Annotated in this window: 17 protein-coding genes; 4 read left to right on the top strand and 13 right to left on the bottom strand. The window is 65.5% G+C overall.

The genetic code is table 11. The features are described 5' to 3' along the window. Nucleotides 1-38: 38 nt before the first annotated feature. The 12 genes from folC to leuC all read right to left on the bottom strand — a co-directional run bounded on the left by folC (nucleotide 39) and on the right by leuC (nucleotide 14,333). On the bottom strand, nucleotides 39-1,349 hold the full coding sequence (gene folC, locus M3I53_RS27485) for a bifunctional tetrahydrofolate synthase/dihydrofolate synthase (protein WP_254319018.1): 1,311 nt from the start codon (nucleotides 1,347-1,349) through the stop codon (nucleotides 39-41). Between the two features lie 190 nt (nucleotides 1,350-1,539). After that, nucleotides 1,540-2,412, bottom strand: a complete 873-nt coding sequence (accD, locus tag M3I53_RS27490; protein WP_254319019.1) for an acetyl-CoA carboxylase, carboxyltransferase subunit beta — start codon at nucleotides 2,410-2,412, stop codon at nucleotides 1,540-1,542. Nucleotides 2,413-2,568: 156 nt separating this feature from the next. Continuing rightward, entirely contained in the window at nucleotides 2,569-3,378 is an 810-nt protein-coding gene (gene trpA, locus M3I53_RS27495; RefSeq protein ID WP_254319020.1) for a tryptophan synthase subunit alpha, read from the bottom strand. 52 nt (nucleotides 3,379-3,430) lie between these two features. Further along, a complete protein-coding gene (locus M3I53_RS27500; protein WP_254319021.1) occupies nucleotides 3,431-4,333 on the bottom strand; it encodes a site-specific DNA-methyltransferase in 903 nt (300 codons plus the stop codon). Between the two features lie 21 nt (nucleotides 4,334-4,354). Further along, nucleotides 4,355-5,548 carry a tryptophan synthase subunit beta gene (trpB, locus tag M3I53_RS27505; RefSeq protein ID WP_254319022.1) on the bottom strand — a complete coding sequence of 398 codons (1,194 nt, stop codon included), beginning with the start codon at nucleotides 5,546-5,548 and terminating at the stop codon, nucleotides 4,355-4,357. Between the two features lie 76 nt (nucleotides 5,549-5,624). Then, entirely contained in the window at nucleotides 5,625-6,305 is a 681-nt protein-coding gene (locus tag M3I53_RS27510) for a phosphoribosylanthranilate isomerase (protein WP_254319023.1), read from the bottom strand. 88 nt (nucleotides 6,306-6,393) lie between these two features. Continuing rightward, nucleotides 6,394-7,209 carry a tRNA pseudouridine(38-40) synthase TruA gene (gene truA / locus M3I53_RS27515; RefSeq protein WP_254319024.1) on the bottom strand — a complete coding sequence of 272 codons (816 nt, stop codon included), beginning with the start codon at nucleotides 7,207-7,209 and terminating at the stop codon, nucleotides 6,394-6,396. A 16-nt stretch (nucleotides 7,210-7,225) separates the two neighbouring features. After that, nucleotides 7,226-9,526, bottom strand: a complete 2,301-nt coding sequence (locus M3I53_RS27520; protein ID WP_254319025.1) for a FimV/HubP family polar landmark protein — start codon at nucleotides 9,524-9,526, stop codon at nucleotides 7,226-7,228. A gap of 165 nt (nucleotides 9,527-9,691) precedes the next feature. Then, complete coding sequence (gene asd / locus M3I53_RS27525; RefSeq protein ID WP_254319026.1) at nucleotides 9,692-10,813, bottom strand: aspartate-semialdehyde dehydrogenase; 1,122 nt, start codon at nucleotides 10,811-10,813, stop codon at nucleotides 9,692-9,694. A 329-nt stretch (nucleotides 10,814-11,142) separates the two neighbouring features. Beyond that, the gene (gene leuB / locus M3I53_RS27530) at nucleotides 11,143-12,210 is read right to left on the bottom strand and encodes a 3-isopropylmalate dehydrogenase (protein WP_254319027.1); all 1,068 of its coding nucleotides are present in this window, start codon (nucleotides 12,208-12,210) and stop codon (nucleotides 11,143-11,145) included. A gap of 44 nt (nucleotides 12,211-12,254) precedes the next feature. Continuing rightward, nucleotides 12,255-12,905 (bottom strand): 3-isopropylmalate dehydratase small subunit, encoded by a 651-nt coding sequence (leuD, locus tag M3I53_RS27535; protein ID WP_254319028.1) that lies wholly within the window; start codon nucleotides 12,903-12,905, stop codon nucleotides 12,255-12,257. Between the two features lie 18 nt (nucleotides 12,906-12,923). Then, a complete protein-coding gene (leuC, locus tag M3I53_RS27540) occupies nucleotides 12,924-14,333 on the bottom strand; it encodes a 3-isopropylmalate dehydratase large subunit (protein WP_254319029.1) in 1,410 nt (469 codons plus the stop codon). 644 nt (nucleotides 14,334-14,977) lie between these two features. Here leuC and M3I53_RS27545 point away from each other — a divergent pair. The 4 genes from M3I53_RS27545 to M3I53_RS27560 all read left to right on the top strand — a co-directional run bounded on the left by M3I53_RS27545 (nucleotide 14,978) and on the right by M3I53_RS27560 (nucleotide 17,439). Further along, nucleotides 14,978-15,892, top strand: coding sequence for a MipA/OmpV family protein (locus tag M3I53_RS27545; protein WP_254319030.1), 915 nt, complete (start codon nucleotides 14,978-14,980; stop codon nucleotides 15,890-15,892). Nucleotides 15,893-16,067: 175 nt separating this feature from the next. Beyond that, nucleotides 16,068-16,535 carry a hypothetical protein gene (locus M3I53_RS27550; protein ID WP_309249550.1) on the top strand — a complete coding sequence of 156 codons (468 nt, stop codon included), beginning with the start codon at nucleotides 16,068-16,070 and terminating at the stop codon, nucleotides 16,533-16,535. Nucleotides 16,536-16,682: 147 nt separating this feature from the next. Further along, nucleotides 16,683-16,976, top strand: a complete 294-nt coding sequence (locus M3I53_RS27555; RefSeq protein ID WP_254319031.1) for a zf-TFIIB domain-containing protein — start codon at nucleotides 16,683-16,685, stop codon at nucleotides 16,974-16,976. A 55-nt stretch (nucleotides 16,977-17,031) separates the two neighbouring features. Beyond that, complete coding sequence (locus M3I53_RS27560) at nucleotides 17,032-17,439, top strand: TerB family tellurite resistance protein (RefSeq protein WP_254319032.1); 408 nt, start codon at nucleotides 17,032-17,034, stop codon at nucleotides 17,437-17,439. Nucleotides 17,440-17,561: 122 nt separating this feature from the next. On the opposite strand, the gene M3I53_RS27565 is transcribed toward M3I53_RS27560, so the two are convergent. Next, nucleotides 17,562-18,218, bottom strand: a complete 657-nt coding sequence (locus M3I53_RS27565) for a response regulator transcription factor (protein WP_254319033.1) — start codon at nucleotides 18,216-18,218, stop codon at nucleotides 17,562-17,564. Nucleotides 18,219-18,281: the final 63 nt, after the last annotated feature.

The raw sequence follows: 18,281 nt of genomic DNA on the forward strand, positions 1-18,281 counted from the left end.
GGCCTGTCTTACGTGGGCGGCGTGCGGGTGCCGGGCGGTCAGTGTTGCTGCGACTTTCGCCAGGCCATGACCCCGGCAACCGTCAGAAAACTACCGAAAACAATAATTCTATCATTTTCGGTTGCACGTTTTAGCGCATCTTGGAAGGCGGCAGCGGGATTTTCATAGCGCGTGACGCTGCTGTCAGCGCCGTCCGTCACGCCCGCGTCGCGCAGCACTTCTTCGAGCTGTTCGGCCGTAGCCGCGCGCGGCAGCGGCAGATCGGTCACGCACCAGTGGTCGATCTCGCCCTTCAGGTGCTCTATCACGCCCGCGATGTCCTTGTCGCGCATCGCGCCGAACACCGCGTAGGTGTACGGGAAATAGCCCATGCTGCCGAGGTTTTGCGCAAGCACGGCAGCCGCATGCGGGTTGTGGCCGACGTCGAGGATGATCGACGGCTTGCCCGGCAGCACCTGGAAGCGCCCCGGCAATTCGACGTTGGCGAGGCCGAGGCGGATGTCCTGCGCGGAAACCGGCAGGCGGTCGCGCAGCGACTCGAGGCCCGCGAGCGCAGCCGACGTGTTGATCAACTGGTTGGCGCCGCGCAGCGCCGGATAGGCGAGCGCCGAGCGCCGCATCGTCGGGCCCACGTAGCTCCACTGCTGGCGCTCGTTGCCGGGCTGCCCTTCGTAGCGGAAATCGCGGCCGAAGAGCCACAGTTCGGCGCCGATCGCCTCAGCATGGTCGATGAGCGACTGCGGCGCCATCGGATCGGCGCAGATCGCGGGCTTGCCCGCACGGAAGATGCCGGCCTTCTCGAACGCGATCTTCTCGCGCGTGTCGCCGAGGTATTCCGTGTGATCGAGGTCGATGCTCGTGATGATCGCGCAGTCGGTGTCGAGCACGTTGACGGCGTCCAGACGGCCGCCCAGACCCACCTCGAAGATCACGGCGTCGAGTTCGCGCGAGGCGAACAGATGCATGATCGCGAGCGTCGTGAACTCGAAGTAAGTGAGCGTAACGGGTGTCGCGAGCGAATTGCGCGCGGCTTCCACGGCCTCGAAGTGCGGCAGCAGCTCCGCGTCGCTGGCCTGCTGGCCGTCCACGCGCGCGCGCTCGTTGAACTCGAGCAGATGCGGCGAGGTGTGGCAGCCCACGTGATAGCCCGCCTTGAGCAGGATCGTTTCGAGAATCGCGCAGGTCGAGCCCTTCCCGTTCGTGCCGCCCACCGTGATGATCGGGCAGTCGAACTTGAGGTCCAGCGCGTCCTTCACCTGGCGGATGCGGTCCAGCCCCATGTCGATGCCGACCGGATGCGCAGTTTCGAGGTGCGTGAGCCACGCGTCGAGGGTGGGAAAGGTACTCATCGGGATAGAAATTGCCAGGTGCTGCGCGTGAGACGCCGCCAACGGCGGAGGGTTCACACGAATGATCCGCTTCGAAAGAACGGCATTATCGCGGAAATGACAACGCGCCGCTTGCTTTCGCTCGCGGCGCGTTAGGTAAGCCGTTACGGCTTGCGGCGCTCGCGGCGCCGCAGATCGCTCAAAGCTCGGTTCAAGCCACCGCGTCGGCGGGTTGACGCTGCATCAGCGCCAGCATTTGCGCGATTTCGTCGCGCAGCTTGCGGCGGTCCAGGATCATGTCGATCGCGCCCTTCTGCAGCAGGAATTCGGCGCGCTGGAAGCCTTCCGGCAGCTTTTCGCGCACGGTCTGCTCGATCACGCGCGGGCCGGCAAAGCCGATCAGCGCCTTCGGCTCGGCGATCACCACGTCGCCAAGAAACGCGAAACTCGCCGAAACGCCGCCCATCGTCGGGTCGGTCAGCACGGAGATGAACGGCAGTTTGGCCTCGGCAAGCCTCGTCAGCATGGCCGTGGTCTTGGCCATCTGCATGAGCGAAAGCAGGCTTTCCTGCATGCGCGCGCCGCCCGACGCCGTGAAGCAAATGAACGGCACTTGCTGCTCGAGCGCGTTTTGTGCGCCGCGCGCGAAGCGCTCGCCCACTACCGAGCCCATCGAGCCGCCCATGAACGAGAACTCGAAGCAGGCCACCACCACGGGCAGCGTGCGGATCGCGCCGCCCATCACCACCATGGCGTCGGTTTCGCCGGTTTCGTCCATTGCCTCTTTCAGGCGGTCGGGGTACTTGCGGCTGTCCTTGAACTTGAGCGCGTCGACCGGAACGATCTCCTGGCCGATCTCGTAGCGGCCTTCCGGATCGAGCAGGCCGTCAAGACGCTCGCGCGCATTGATGCGCATGTGGTGATCGCACTTCGGACAGACGTGGAGATTCGCCTCGACGTCGTTGCGGTACAGAACCGCTTCGCACGACGGGCACTTGATCCACAACCCTTCCGGAATGCTCTTGCGGCTTTTCGGATCGGTTTGCTTGATCTTGGGCGGCAGCAGTTTATCGAGCCAGCTCATTGATGTTCCTTCCTTGACCTTCGTGATGCGCGGGCGCGGCGGATCGTTTCATCGTCCCGATCGGTAAAACCGACCGGGTTCCGACCCCGACCGCCCATGGCGAAAAGTGGATTTTACAGCAGTCTCGAATCTAGCCAACTACGCCAGCCTGCAGCCCTATCCGGCGCGGACTTCGTCCAGCGCAGCGCGAATGCTCATGATGAACTGCGTGAGGGTGTCGCCGGCCGTCTCCGGCGCGGCCTGTTCCAGCAGCTGAACGATGCGGCTGCCGATCACCACGGCGTCCGAAACCTGCGCGACGGCAGCGGCCGTTTGCGCGTCGCGAATGCCGAAGCCCACGCCAACGGGCAGCGAGACATGCTTCTTGATCGCCGGGATTTTACCCGCGATGCTCGAAACGTCCAGATTGGCGGCGCCCGTCACGCCCTTGAGCGAGACGTAGTAGACATAACCGCTCGCGGCGCGCCCCACTTCGGCGATGCGCTCGTCGGTCGAAGTCGGTGCGAGCAGGAAGATCGGATCGATGTCGGCGGCCTTCATCTTCGCCGCGAACTCGACCGACTCCTCGGGCGGATAGTCCACCACGAGCACGCCGTCCACGCCCGCTTCCTTCGCGGCCTGCGCGAACGCATCGGCGGTCATGCGCTCGATGGGATTCGCATAGCCCATCAGCACGACGGGCGTCTTGTCGTCGGTTTCGCGAAAGCGCTTCACGTCGGCGAGCACGCTCTTGAGCGTCACGCCCTTTTCGAGCGCGCGCTCGGACGACTGCTGGATCACTGGGCCGTCGGCCATCGGGTCGGAAAACGGCACGCCCAGCTCGATGACGTCGGCGCCGCCTGCGGCCAGCGCGTGCATGAACTCGACGGTGCGCGCGGGATCGGGGTCGCCGGCCGTCATGAACGGGATCAGGCCTTTGCGGCCTTGGGCGGCGAGCGCCTCGAACGTGGTCTTGATACGGGACATTTCAGGGTCCTCAGCTTTTAGGCGTTACTGCGCGTGGGCCGGCGGCGGCGCATCAGGCGCCTGCCGCAACGGCGCTTGCGGCGGCCGCGCTGACGCGTTCGCGCGCGATCGCGCAGTAACTTTCGTTAATTTCATAGCCGACGAATTCGCGCTGCTGACGTGCGCAAGCCACTGCCGTGGTGCCGCTGCCCATGAACGGGTCCAGCACGCGGCCACCGGGCGGGCAGCTCGCGAGCACCATGCGCTCGACGATTTCCAGGGGCTTCTGGGTGGGATGATCCACGCGCTCGGCGTGCTGGCGATGCAGCCGCGAGACGGACCAGACGTCCTTGGGGTTGTAGCCGAGCTCCAGCCACTTGCTGCCTTCGAACAACTTGCGCGAACGCGCCTTCTTCGTGACAGCATCGTACGGGATGCGGACGGGATCGAGATCGAAGTAATACTCCTTCGACACCGCGAAGAAACCGATGTTGTCGTGCACCGAGGTAAAGCGGCGCGTCGTGCCACCCATGCTGGGTACGCGACGATCCCAGACGATTTCGTTGATCATCGTGAGTTTCGACTTGAGATAGACGAAGATCTCGGGCGCGTACTGCCACGTGCAGAACACGTAGAGCGACCCCGTGGGCTTGAGCTTCGGAATCGCCAGGTCGAGCCACTCATACGTCCAGGCGAGGAAGTGCTCGCCCGAACGCATGTCGGAGTCGTTGCCGTAGTCCTTGCCGAGCCCGTAGGGCGGGTCGGCGACGATCAGGTCGATTGAGGCCTCGGGCAGGTTGGCTGCATCGGTCAGAAAATCGCGGTTCAGGAGCCGGATGGTTTCCGGCACCGTGGCGAGTGTGGGTAACCCGGCGGCTGCATTGGCTACCGCCTGGGCGGCTTCCAGAGCAGCCGCTTCGGCGTTCACGTCGCCCACCGGCGCCGGCATCTGCGGCTCGTCGAACTCGTCACGCATCGCTTATGTCACTCCGGGCGCTCAGAACTGGATGCCCGATCGCTCAGCGACCGTGTGCATGTCCTTGTCGCCGCGGCCCGACAGGTTGACCAGCAGGATTTTCTCCTTCGGCAACGTCGGTGCGAGCTTCGCCGCGTACGCGAGCGCATGGCTCGATTCGAGCGCGGGAATGATGCCTTCGATGCGGCAGCAGTCGTGGAAGCCCTTGAGCGCTTCCTCGTCGTCGATCGTGACGTACTGCGCACGGCCGCTGTCCTTGAGCCACGCGTGCTCGGGACCGACGCCCGGATAGTCGAGGCCCGCCGAGACCGAATGCGTCTCGATGATCTGCCCGTTCTCGTCCTGCAGCAGATACGTGCGATTGCCGTGCAGCACGCCCACGGTGCCCGCCGCGAGCGAGGCCGCGTGACGGCCGGTGTCCATGCCGTCGCCGGCAGGTTCGACGCCGATCAACTGCACCGAAGTGTCGTCGATGTAGGGGTAAAAGATGCCCATCGCGTTCGATCCGCCGCCCACGCAGGCGATCACGGAGTCGGGCTGGCGGCCCGTCATCTCGGGCATCTGCACGCGGCATTCGTCGCCGATCACACGCTGGAAGTCGCGCACCATCATCGGATACGGGTGCGGGCCCGCCACGGTGCCGATGATGTAGAAGGTGTTTTCGACGTTGGTGACCCAGTCGCGCATGGCTTCGTTGAGCGCATCCTTGAGCGTGCGCGAGCCCGACTCGACCGGTACCACGGTCGCGCCCAGCAGCTTCATGCGGTAGACGTTGGCGGCCTGGCGGCGCACATCTTCTGCGCCCATGTAGACCACGCACTCCATGCCGAAGCGCGCCGCGATCGTTGCGGTTGCCACGCCGTGCTGGCCTGCACCGGTTTCGGCGATCACGCGCGGCTTGCCCATGCGCTTGGCGAGCAGCGCCTGGCCGATCACGTTGTTCACCTTGTGTGCGCCGGTGTGATTCAGGTCTTCGCGCTTGAGATAGATCTGCGCGCCGCCCAGCAGCTCGCTCCACCGTTGTGCGTGATAAATCGGCGACGGACGGCCGACAAAATGCTTCAACTCGCGCTCATATTCGGCGCGGAAATCGGGATCGTCCTTGAATTTCGCGTAGGCCTCGCGCAGTTCGTCGATCGCCTGCATGAGGGTCTCGGCAGCGAATACGCCGCCATAAGGGCCAAAATGGCCGCGTTCATCTGGCAAATTGTACATAGGTCACTCGCTCGGCCGGGCTTGGGGACCCGCGTTGCGCGGGCCGTGCCGGCCAATGGGGCATCCGCCCCGGATTTTATCCCGCGTCCGCTTCGCGCACTGCGCGCACGAACGCCGCCATGCGGGCGTGATCCTTCACGCCCTTTGCGCCCGGTACTTCGATGCCACTGGAGACATCGACAGCGAACGGACGCACCTGGCGAATCGCATCACCGACGTTTTGCGCGTTCAAGCCACCACTCAAAACGGCCCGACGCGCGAGCCCTGCGGGAATAAGTGACCAATCGAAGACCTTTCCGCCGCCGCCGTAACCTTCGACATGGGTGTCGAACAACAGGCCGCTGGCTGATGAATAACGATTAGCCGATTCTATCAAATCGGCCTGCTGAGTATCGGCCGCCACCCGCAGCGCGCGCAACCAGGGCAAACCGGCAACGGAGGCCAGCGACTCGCACTGCTCAGGCGTTTCGTCGCCGTGGAACTGCAGCATGGTGAGCGAGATATTGCTCGCCACTTCGCTCATCCACTGCGGCGTAGCGTTCACGAAGAGACCGACGACCGAAACGAACGGCGGCAGGTCGCGCGTGAGCTCGACCGCCTGCGCCACGCTCACCGACCGCGGGCTGGGCGGATAGAACACCAAACCGACGGCGTCAGCGCCGAGGTCGATGGCGTGCGCAACCGCCTCAGGCGTCGAAAGTCCACACAGCTTGATGCGGGTGCGGTGCGCGGGGGCGAGTTGCTCGGCTGACGTCATGGTTCTCGATGCGGTGTTGGTCTCGATGATTCAATCCCGATGCTTCAATCGCGCCGTGATTGGTAGCGTGATCGCGGTGGGGCCCGCTTCAGGCGCGGCCTTCGGGCGCGTCGCTCCAGATCGCGCTCCACGGCACGCTCGCGGTATGCGGCGCGGGCACCGCGAACTCATCAGGATAGCCTACCTGGGCCAGATAGAGGCCGTCGGGCATGAAGGTCGGCGCGGCCACGGTGCGGTCGCGGCCTGCCAGCACCTCGGCCATCCACGCAGCCGGATAGCGTCCTCGCCCCACGGCGACGAGGCAACCCATGAGGTTGCGCACCATGTGGTGCAGGAACGCGTTGGCGCGAAAGCGGAAGTGGATGAAATCGCCCTGCGGCCGGATGTCGATCTGGTACAGGTGCTTCACCGGCGTCTTCGCCTGGCACTCCGACGAGCGAAACGACGAAAAATCGTGCTCGCCGATGAGGTGCCCCGCCGCCTCACGCATGGCATCGACGTCGAGCGGCATGTGGATCCAGCCCGCGCGGGCCGCCAGCATCGGCGAGCGCACGGGGTTCACGTAGAGCACGTAGTAATACGTGCGCTCGAAGGCGGCGAAGCGCGCGTGGAATGTGTCGGGCATCGGCTTGGCCCACTGCACCGCCACCGTGGAGGGCAGGAACGCGTTGGTGCCGCGCACCCAGGAGAACGGGGTGCGGTCGAGGTCGGTGTCGAAGTGCACCACCTGGCCGAGGCCGTGCACGCCGGTGTCGGTGCGGCCCGCGACGATGGTGGACAGCGGCACGGTGGCGAACTCGCGCAGTGCGCGCTCGAGCGCGTCCTGCACCGTCTTGCCGTGCGGCTGCGACTGCCAGCCGCAGAACGCGGCGCCGTCGTACTGGATTCCTAGCGCGATACGCATACGGCTTGCAGCGGCGTCACGAAAGCGGAGCGAGCGTCGACAGCAGCGCCTGCGCGTCGCTGCGCGTGGCGGGGTCGTTCGACTCGATCACTTCGTTGATGAGCGAGCGTGCGCCGGACACGTCGCCCAGTGCGATGTATTCGTGCGCGAGGTCGAGCTTGTTGCGGGCGATGCGTGCGAGTTGCTCGGGCGTGAAGACCGGCAGCGGCTCGGCCGAATCGGGCGGCAGGTTCAGGTCGAAGTCGAGCGTGAGCGCGCCAAAGCGCGGCGCGCCGAGGCCCGCGAGCGCACCTGCGCCCGCCGTACCCGCTTCGATGGCCTGGCCCGCCAGCGGCGGCGGCGGCTCGAAGAACGGCGAAGAGAGACGCGCCGAGGCCTCGGGCGTGGCGGCCGGCTCGGTCGACAGCGGCGCCGTGGGCATGACCGGCTCCCCGATACGCGGCGGCAGGGGCAGGTCGAGGCCGCCCAGCGCGTCTACTGCGTCTTGCGGGAACGCGATCGGGACTTCGGCGTAGCTCATGTCTTCCGCGGTGACTGCGGGTGCAGACGGAATTTCAGGCGCGGTATGCGGCGCCGGCGGGCGCTCGAAGGCTTCGGTGATGGGCGGCGTCGCGACGGGCGGTTCGGCTTGCTGCGCTTGTGCGGCTTGCGCTGCGCCGTCGCCGAACTCGAGCGCGATATCGGGCGTAGCAGGCTTTTGGGCGCCCGCCGGTTCATCCAGCGTGCGCGCCAGCGCCGCGGCGTCTTCGGCTGCGCGCGGCGCGCCAAGACTTTCGGGCGGCAGCGCATCCGCTCCCAGCTCCGCCGCGGCGGCGAGGCTGGCGGCGTCGGTCGCGTCGGCAAGCGTCTGCGGCTCCGCCGGTTCGACGTCGTGCGGCAGTTCGGGGGCCGCGTGAGTTTCCTGCGCCGCCGAAGGTGCCTGGGGGGCGGCCGGGTGCAGCGTCTCGGTCAGCGTCGGCGGTGGCGCTTCGTCGTGTTCGAGCGGCGCGGCAGTGACGTCTGGCGTGGGCACCGGCGTGATCGCGACTTCGTCCGCAGCGGCTTCGGCCGGCGCAACCGGCGGCACAACCTCTGCTTCCTCCCTAGGCGCGACTTCGTTCACGCCCGGTTCTTCCCCGGCGCGCGAAATCGGCTCGTGCAATACCGGCGGCTCCTCGGCCACAGGCGCGGCGGCAACGGCGGCGGCAGCCGATGCTGACGCCGTTGGCTCGTGCGCTGCGGGCGAGACCTCAAGTGCCTGCTCAGCCGGTTTCTTGCGCTTGCGTGTGATCAGGCGCACGAACAACGCGAGCAGCGCCATCACGATCGCCGCCACGGCACCCATGGCGATCGGCGAGACTTCCGGTTGAGCGCCAGCCGGGCCGGCGTTCGCCGCACCGTTCGGTAGTGGCGCGCCGCCTTGCGCAGCAGGCGCACCCGCGGAAGCACCGCCCGCCGTTTGCGCCGGCTTGCCGATGCCGTGCTGCTGCAACGCCATCAGCACGCGGTTCTTCAGGGCGAGGAGCTGCTGCAGGCTCGAGACCGTCACGGGCGCCTTCGCGCCTTGCGTCGATGCGCTGCTCGCCGGGGCCTGCTGGACCGCACCGCTCCACACGTGCGCGTCGCTGGCCGCCGACGCCGGCGCCGCTCCGCTGGCGCCCACCGCAGCGGCGCCAGACGCGCCTTGCGCGGCCGCCTCGGGGCGGCTCGCGGCGGCTGCCGAAGCGGCCCCCGCTGTCGTCGAGGCAGCGCTGGCCGAACTCGCGCCACCCGTTGCGGCAGCAGCCGCCGCCGACGATGCAGCCGCTACAGCCTCGGCAGCGCCACTCGAAGCAGCGGCGGGCGCGCTGGCAGGCGCAGCCGCCGCCGTGGAGGGCGCGCTGGCGGCACCCGAAGCCGCAGCCGCACCCGAAGCCGCAGCCGCAGCCGATGCCGCCGTCATGCCCGCCGCCGCACTCGAAACGTCCGGCGTCGCCGGCACGTTCAGCGTCGCACCCACGCGCATGCGGCTGGGATCCTGCTTGATGAACGCGTTGGGGTTCGCATCGAAGAGCGACTGGCTCATGCGTGCGAGCGTGGCCTTGTCGTGCGACTGCGTGACATCGACGGCCACGTCATGCAACGACTGGCCCGGATGAACGGTGTATTGCCCCGCGATGCCAACCGCCGCCGCGGCGGACGATGCAGCACTGGAAGCACTGGCACCTGCGGCGCCTTGCGCCGCGGCGAGGCCGCAGAACAGCAAGCTTGCCGCCGCCACGGTGGCGCGGACGGCGTGCCACCCTTGAGCGCGCTTCGCGCGAGGCGCGGCGCAAACAGAATCAAATCGAACGATCATCAGTTGCCTTGGCATACCGCTCTTGCGGCTGTCGATCAAATAGGTGTGTGCTTCGGGGCGATTGCATCGATGCATGCAATAAAAAGCATGCAATAAAAAAGCGCCGCGACTGGCGCGGCGCTTTTCACCCTGTCTACGCGTCATTAGCCGCGTAGTTTAATTCATTCACTTGTCGAGCAGAATGCGCAACATGCGGCGCAGCGGTTCAGCCGCGCCCCACAGCAGCTGGTCGCCCACCGTGAAGGCCGACAGATATTCGCCGCCCATGGCCAGTTTGCGCAGGCGGCCCACCGGCACCGACAGCGTGCCCGTGACCACGGCCGGCGACAGATCGCGCATCGACGCTTCGCGCTGGTTCGGCACGACCTTGACCCAGTCGTTGGCCGAAGCGAGGATGCCGTCGATCTCGTCGAGCGGCACGTCCTTCTTCAGCTTGATCGTGAGCGCCTGCGAGTGGCAGCGCATCGCGCCGATACGCACGCACAAGCCGTCGACCGGAATCGAGCCCGGCTGGCCCATGGCCGGCTTGCCGAGAATCTTGTTGGTTTCCGCGCCGCCCTTCCACTCTTCCTTCGACATGCCGTTGCCGAGATCCTTGTCGATCCACGGAATCAGCGAGCCCGCGAGCGGCACGCCGAAGTGTTCGGTCGGCATGGCGTCGCTGTTCATGGTGGCCAGCACCTTGCGGTCGATGTCGAGGATCGCCGACGACGGATTCGCGAGATCGCTCGCGACCGATGCGTTGAGCGCACCCATCTGCGAGAGCAGTTCGCGCATGTTCTGCGCGCCCGCGCCCGAAGCGGCCTGGTAGGTCATGGCCGTCATCCAGTCGACGAGGTTTTCACGGAACAGGCCGCCGAGCGCCATCAGCATGAGGCTGACCGTGCAGTTGCCGCCGACGAAGTCCTTCTGACCCTTGACGAGCGCGTCCTTGATGACGTCGAGGTTGACCGGGTCGAGGATGATGACGGCGTCGTCCTTCATGCGCAGCGCCGAGGCCGCGTCGATCCAGTAGCCCTTCCAGCCTGCCGCGCGCAGCTTCGGATACACCTCGTTGGTGTAGTCGCCGCCCTGGGCAGTGATGATGATGTCGCACTTCTTGAGCTCGTCGACGCTGTTCGCGTCCTTGAGCTTCGTCTCGTTTTTGGCGTACGACGGAGCTGCGCCGCCTGCATTGCTGGTGCTGAAAAACACCGGTTCGATCAGGTCGAAATCACGTTCTTCCTGCATGCGCTGCATCAGCACGCTGCCGACCATGCCGCGCCAACCTACGAGACCTACGTTCATGACTAACCCTTGAGATGGACACACTTCCCCGCTTCGCTCGCCCGGCGTGGCCGCGCGGGGAAGATGAGCGGGCACGACGAGCGATCAACGAATGGTGATCGTTTTGATAATCGTCGTTTTCGTGGTGATGGCGAGCGAAATCGCACGGGCTTTCATGCCGTGGATGTTCGTAACAGTCGTGATCTGGGAGATCTTCGCCATCGAAGCAATATACACGAAACAGTTAATTCGCGCGGAAAAAACCTACTTTCCGCTATTTGCAACGCTCATTCTTCAGGCGCGCGAAGCAAAAAAGGGCACGCCTGAAACGGCATGCCCTTCGTGCGGCTTTACAGCGCTGCGACCACCGCATCGCCCATTGCCACCGTGCCGACCTGCTTGCAGTCCGGCGTGATGATATCGGCGGTGCGATAGCCTTGTTCCAGCACCTTCTTCACCGCGTTCTCGATGCGGTCCGCCTGTTCCGGGCGGCCCAGCGAGTAGCGCAGCATCATGGCCGCCGAAAGGATCGTGGCGAGCGGGTTGGCGATGCCCTTGCCCGCGATGTCCGGCGCCGAACCGTGCGACGGCTCGTACAGACCCTTGTTGTTCTTGTCGAGCGAGGCCGAGGGCAGCATGCCGATCGAGCCCGTGAGCATCGCGGCTTCGTCCGAGAGAATGTCGCCGAACATGTTGCCGGTCACCACCACGTCGAACGCCTTCGGCGCCTTCACGAGCTGCATGGCCGCGTTGTCGACGTACATGTGCGACAGTTCGACGTCCGGATATTCCTTCGAGACATCGATCATGATGTCCTTCCAGAACTGCGACGTTTCGAGCACGTTGGCCTTGTCGACAGAAGTGAGCTTCTTCTGGCGCTTTTGCGCGGCCTGGAACGCCACGTGAGCAATGCGGCGCACTTCGGGCTCCGCATAGCGCATCGTGTCGAAGCCTTCGCGCGCGCCCTTGAAGTTGCCGTCCGGCGCTTCACGCGTGCCGCGCGGCTGGCCGAAGTAGATGTCGCCGTTCAGTTCACGCACGATCAGGATGTCGAGGCCAGAAACGATTTCCGGCTTCAGCGACGACGCTCCCGTGAGTTGCGGATAGCAGATCGCCGGACGGAAGTTCGCGAACAGTTCCAGATGCTTGCGCAGGCCGAGAATGGCCTGCTCCGGACGCAGCGCGCGCTCGAGCTTGTCGTATTTCCAGTCGCCCACGGCGCCGAACAGGATCGCGTCGGCGGATCTGGCCAGCGCGAGCGTTGCATCGGGCAGCGGGTGGCCGCTTGCCTCGTAGCCCGCGCCGCCGACCGGCGCCTCTTCCAGCTCGAACTTTTCGCCCAGTGCGTTGAGCACCTTGACGGCTTCCTTGACGATCTCGGGACCGATGCCGTCGCCCGGCAGCACTGCAATCTTCATCCTGTGATTCCTCGCTGTTTGTTCAGTGTGCGTATGTGCAGGTATCAGAGCACGCGGTTGTTCAGCCAGGGCTGGCGCGCGAGGCGCTCGGCTTCGTACTGGCGGATCTTGTCGGCGTGACGCAGCGTGAGACCGATGTCGTCGAAGCCGTTCAGCAGACAGTAGCGGCGGAACGCGGCCACTTCGAACGGATATTCCTTCGAGCCGTCCGTCGTGCGCACGACCTGCTTGTCCAGATCGATCGTGAGCTGGAAGCCGTTGAACGCATACGTCTCGTTGAACAGGTGATCCACATCGGCTTCGGAAAGCACGATCGGCAGCAGGCCGTTCTTGAAGCAGTTGTTATAGAAGATGTCCGCGAAGCTCGGCGCGATGATCGCGCGGAAGCCGTACTGGTCGAGCGCCCAAGGTGCGTGCTCGCGCGAGCTGCCGCAGCCGAAGTTCTTGCGCGTGAGCAGCACCGAGGCACCCTGATAACGCGGCTGGTTCAGCACGAAGTCGGGGTTCAGCGGGCGCTTCGAGTTGTCCTGGCCCGGCTCGCCGTGGTCGAGGTAACGCCATTCGTCGAAGGCGTTCGGGCCGAAGCCGGTGCGCTTGATCGACTTGAGGAACTGCTTGGGAATGATCGCGTCGGTATCGACATTCTCGCGATCGAGCGGCGCCACGACGCCGGTGTGTACGATGAATTTTTCCATGATCCGTGTAGCCTCAGCTCAGCCCAGCTTGCGAATGTCGACGAAATGGCCTTCGATTGCCGCGGCGGCTGCCATGGCCGGGCTCACGAGGTGCGTGCGACCGCCCGCGCCCTGACGGCCTTCGAAGTTGCGGTTCGAGGTCGATGCGCAGCGCTCGCCCGGCTCCAGCCGGTCGGCGTTCATCGCGAGACACATCGAGCAGCCCGGTTCGCGCCATTCGAAACCGGCTTCGGTGAACACCTTGTCGAGGCCTTCGCGCTCGGCTTGCGCCTTCACGAGACCCGAACCCGGCACGACCATCGCGAGGCGGATGTTCGGCGCCACGCGGCGGCCGAGCTTTTTCACGACGTATGCGGCGGAGCGCAGGTCTTCGATGCGCGCGTTCGTGCACGAGCCGATGAAAATCTTGTCCGGCTTGATCGACTCGATCGGCGTATTCGGTTCGAGCGCCATGTACTGCAGTGCGCGTTCCATCGCGTCGCGCTTGACCGGGTCCTTCTCGCGCTCGGGGTCCGGCACACGGCTGTCGACTGCCGTGACCATTTCCGGCGACGTGCCCCACGTGACCTGCGGCACGATGTCGGCCGCGCTCAGTTCGACCACGCGGTCGAAGTGCGCGCCTTCGTCGGTGCGGAAGTTCTTCCAGTCCTCGACGGCCTGATCCCACTCCGCGCCTTGCGGCGAGTACGGACGGCCCTTGAGGTATTCGATCGTGGTGTCGTCCACGGCGACCATGCCGGCGCGCGCCCCGCCTTCGATCGCCATGTTGCACACGGTCATGCGGCCTTCCATCGTGAGGCTGCGGATCATCGAGCCGCCGAACTCCATGGCGTAGCCCGTGCCGCCCGCGGTGCCGATCTTGCCGATGATGGCGAGCACGATGTCCTTCGCGGTGCAGCCGCGCGGCAGTTGGCCCTCGACCTTGACGAGCATGTTCTTGCTCTTCTTTTGCAGGAGCGTTTGCGTGGCCAGCACGTGCTCGACTTCGGAGGTGCCGATGCCGTGCGCGAGCGCACCGAACGCGCCGTGCGTGGACGTATGCGAGTCGCCGCAAACGATGGTCATGCCAGGCAGCGTTGCGCCCTGCTCCGGACCGACGATGTGAACGATGCCCTGGCGCTGGTCGGCCATCTTGAACTGCGTGATGCCGAAGGAGTCGCAGTTCGAATCGAGCGTGTCCACCTGCAGCTTCGAGACCGGATCAGCAATACCGTGGCTGCGGTCCGTGGTCGGCACGTTATGGTCGGAAACGGCCAGGTTCGCGCTGATGCGCCACACCGGGCGCTCGTGCAGTTTCAGGCCTTCGAAAGCCTGCGGACTGGTGACTTCGTGCAACAGATGACGGTCGATGTAGAGAATCGTCGTGCCATCGTCTTCCGTGTGGACCACATGGGTGTCCCACAATTTGTCGTAGAGCGTCTTTGCCATGATGTGCGGGGAAATGTTTGACTGCGGGGCAATACGGTGTGAATCGATTATGCCACGCGAAACCCGCTTGCCACAGGGCCTTTCCCGAAAAAAAGCGATAAAAAACAGGGAGTTGGGTGGTAGTCGCGATACCTGTATCAGCGTTACCCGGCGCGCGCGTCGTCGGCGCGCAAGGGCGCCACGGCGTAGCGGGCGCCGCTCGGCCGCGCATTAAAAGGGTTCGGGGATGCAAAAAGGAGATGCGCCGGCCCGACCACGACCGGCGCAAGTTGGTGAACGCTGTGAGAACGTTGCAACATGGGCTTCGGGTTCCGCGACACAGGGGGGTGCCGCATCGCCGAGGTCCATAGCTGTCTAACGGCAAATCGGCGCCAAGGTTTAATCGGGCGATTGCGGCGCACGAAAACGGTGCGTCGTAGCTCTCGCCATTCAGTTAGCCATCCTGATTATCATGACCGGTTACCCCGGCTGACGGCCATCGCCATCGCCACCGGCAAGCGCGGCGAATCGGGGCGAACGCCGCCCGGTCATGCACAAGCCAGGCACGAGGTTTGCTCGACGAGCCCGGCCGCGCGGAGTTCCACTGTGAGTGCGTCGCACTCAACAAACGACGCCGCGGCTGACCAGGCAAACCCGGAGGCTTCATGCCACTCGCAATCCGCACTGCGCAACAACGAAAAAGCAGAATAAAACCATCGGCGCCGCGCCGCTCGCCGGCCACGCAGCGTGCGTCGCTCGCCGCCGTGGCATGCGCCCTCGCAGCGCTCGCCCCGCGCGCCGAGGCGCAGACCCCCTCGCCGCTCGGCGAATGGCAATATTCCGCAGGCATCCCGCTCGAAAAGATGTTTCAGCCGAACCGTCCCGACTTCGAGGCGCGGCTCGGCGTGGGCGCGACCTTCGAACCGCGCTACGACGGCTCGGACCGCTATCACACGCTGGTCGGGCCGAGCATCGACCTGCGCTACAAGGACATCCTTTTCGGTTCGACGGGCGAGGGCTTCGGCGCCAACGTTCTGCAGGGCCCGAACTGGCGCGTGAGCGTTGCCGGGGCCTATGACCTCGGGCGGCGCGGCCAGGACGACCCGACGCGGCTGCACGGTATGGGCAACATCAACCCGGCGCCGGAATTGAAGATAGCCGGTGAGTACGTGATTTCGAAGGACTTTCCGCTCGTGTTCCGCACCGCCTTCACGCGCAGTTTCGGCGGTTCGAACGGCTGGACCGCGGATCTCGGCGCCTACATGCCGCTACCGGGCAGCAACCAGAACTTCTACTGGTTCGCCGGCCCCTCGGTCACGTTCGCCGACTCCAACTACATGCAGAGCTGGTTTGGCGTGACGCCGCAGCAGGCGGCCGCATCGGGTTACCGTCAGTACAACGCGAGCGCGGGCCTCAAGTCGGCCGGCTTCGGCATCACGATGGTGTACTTCGTCGACAAACATTGGTTCGTGAGCGCGGACGGCGCCATCAAGCGCCTGCTCGGCAGCGCCTCGAACAGCCCGATCATCCAGTCGAAGACGGGCGGCGTTTGCGACGTCTCGATCAATTACCAGTTCTAGCGTGGCCGGCCGCCTGACCGGCGTCGGGCCGGCGCATGTCGCGCGAGCAGGCGCCTGAGCGGCCACCGCTCATTCAGCGCTCATTCTTCGCCACTATCCTTGACCGTATGCGCCAGCCCAGTCGGCGGTCGGGCTCGGCGCCGCGCTCGTCGCGCACTTCGAGTGGATGCTGTACGTGTTCGGCGTCTTTCGCGCCGTGACCGGCGTGAAGATGCTGCTGAGCCCGAAGGACGAGCCCGGTATGAACGACAGCGCCGTCTTGCGCTGGCTGCGCCGCAAGCTGCCGGTGACGCCGCAGCTCGAGGGCCGCGCGTTCGTCGTGCGGCAAGCGCATCCGCGCACCGGCAAGCCCGCGCTGCTCACGACCGATCCGTTCATCGTCTATACGAGCAACATCTTCGCCGTGCTCGGCCTGCGCGCGCTCTACTTCGCGCTCGCGGCCATGGCGCATCGCTTCCACTACCTCAAGCATGCGCTCGCGCTCGTGCTGGTGTTCATCGGCGCGAAGATCTTTCTGGTGGGCGTCATCGGCAAGATTCCCGCCCTGTTCAGCCTGGGCGTGACCGCCGCGCTGCTCGCGGGCGGCGTGGTGGTGTCGCTCGTCAAGACCCAGAAGCCGAAGGACACGCTCGGCACGTCCTGAAGTCGAACCCGCTCGAACGGTGCGCCCCGCGCGTTCCTCATTCTTCGCTCATTTTGCTCTGCCAGGATGATTTCCATCGAGGCCGCGGTGCCCTCAACGCAAGGTAGCCGGGGCCTCGATGACGTGTCACTCATCACGGAGCGCATCATGAAATGCCCCAACTGCCCTGACGTCACCCTCTCGCTCGCCGAGCGTCAGGGCGTCGAACTCGACTACTGCCCGCAGTGTCGCGGCGTCTGGCTCGATCGCGGCGAACTCGACAAGCTGATCGAACGCAGCGGCAACCGGCACTATCGCAACGAAGACGATGCACAGCCATTCCGCCAGCACGGTTCGAAACACGGCGCGCAACACGGCGACTACGCCCCGCGCCGCGCGCACGAAAGCTACCGCGGCAACAGCCATCGCCGCAAGTCGTGGCTGCAGGACATCTTCGACTGAGCCACGGCTACGCCTGCTATCCCATCGACATCATGTTTCAAGAGGATTCCTGATCATGCGCACCTGTACCTGCAACAGCCCGCAAGCCGCAGGCCGGATCGTCGCCGTCGCACTGCTCGCAGACGGCCACCTGAGCAGCGAAGAGCTCGCAGCCGTCCATCGCGCGCGCCTGGCCGACCGGCTCGGCCTCGCGCCCGGCGAATTCGGCGACATCCTCAAGGGCCTCTGCGAAGACTTGCAGACCGCATCGCACCTGAACTGGATCGATGTGTGCAAGCTCGACTCCGACGTGATGCAGCAAGTGATGCGCGAGCTCGACGATCCCGCGCTGCGTGCGGAAGTGCTGAATCTGTGCCATGTGGCCGTTTATTCGGACCGCCACGTGGCAGAGAGCGAAGTCGCGCTGCTAGCCTCGCTTAGCCGTGCGTGGCAGAAGGAACCCTGGCAGCGCCTGCTTGCGTAAGTTCGCGCGCGATGCGTGACCTTCCCCCGCGCATCGCGCCACGCGGCGAGCCCCGCGCCCGCCGCGGTTTTTACAGCGCGCAGCTTTTTTGCGCGTTTTTTTATTTTCGATTGCACCGGCGCTCACACGCATACGGCCCAGCCGAGCCCGCGCACATTGCGGATCACCGCGTGCCCGAACTTGCGGCGCACGCTGTAGATCACGGCGTCGACCGCATTGCTTTCCACTTCCTCGCCCCAGCCATAGAGCCGCTCCTCGATTTGCTGACGCGACAGGATCGCGCCCGGCCGCTCGAGCAGCGCCAGCATGAGTGCATATTCGCGCGCAGAGAGATCCTCGGACTGGCCATCGAACGTGAGGCGGCGCGCGTTCATGTCGAGCGTGACGCGGCCGCTGCCCATGGTCGGCGAGGCAAAGCCCGACTTGCGCCGCACCACGGCGCGGATGCGCGCGAGCAGTTCCTTGCTCTCGAATGGCTTCACGAGATAGTCGTCGGCGCCGAGATCGAGGCCTTCCACGCGCGTGTCCACGTCGTCGCGCGCGGTGATGATGAGGACAGGCGTGGCGTCCTGCGACTCGCGCAGCGCGCGCAGCACGTCGAGCCCGCTCATGTCCCCGAGCCCCAGATCGAGCAGCACTGCCGTATATGAGCCGTCGCGAATGGCGTCGCGACCGCTCTCGCCCGTGCGCACCCAGTCGACGCTGTATGACGCGTCCTTCAACGCGCGCAGTAGCGCCGGGCCGATCAGCAGATCGTCTTCGATCAGCAGAATGCGCATCGTGTCCGTCCTTTGTATCGCATGCTTCCCCGGATTTTGCCTGACCTGCGTTCGCTAGATCGA

The sequence above is a fragment of the Paraburkholderia sp. CNPSo 3272 genome, from assembly GCF_024206495.1.
Lineage (GTDB): Bacteria > Pseudomonadota > Gammaproteobacteria > Burkholderiales > Burkholderiaceae > Paraburkholderia.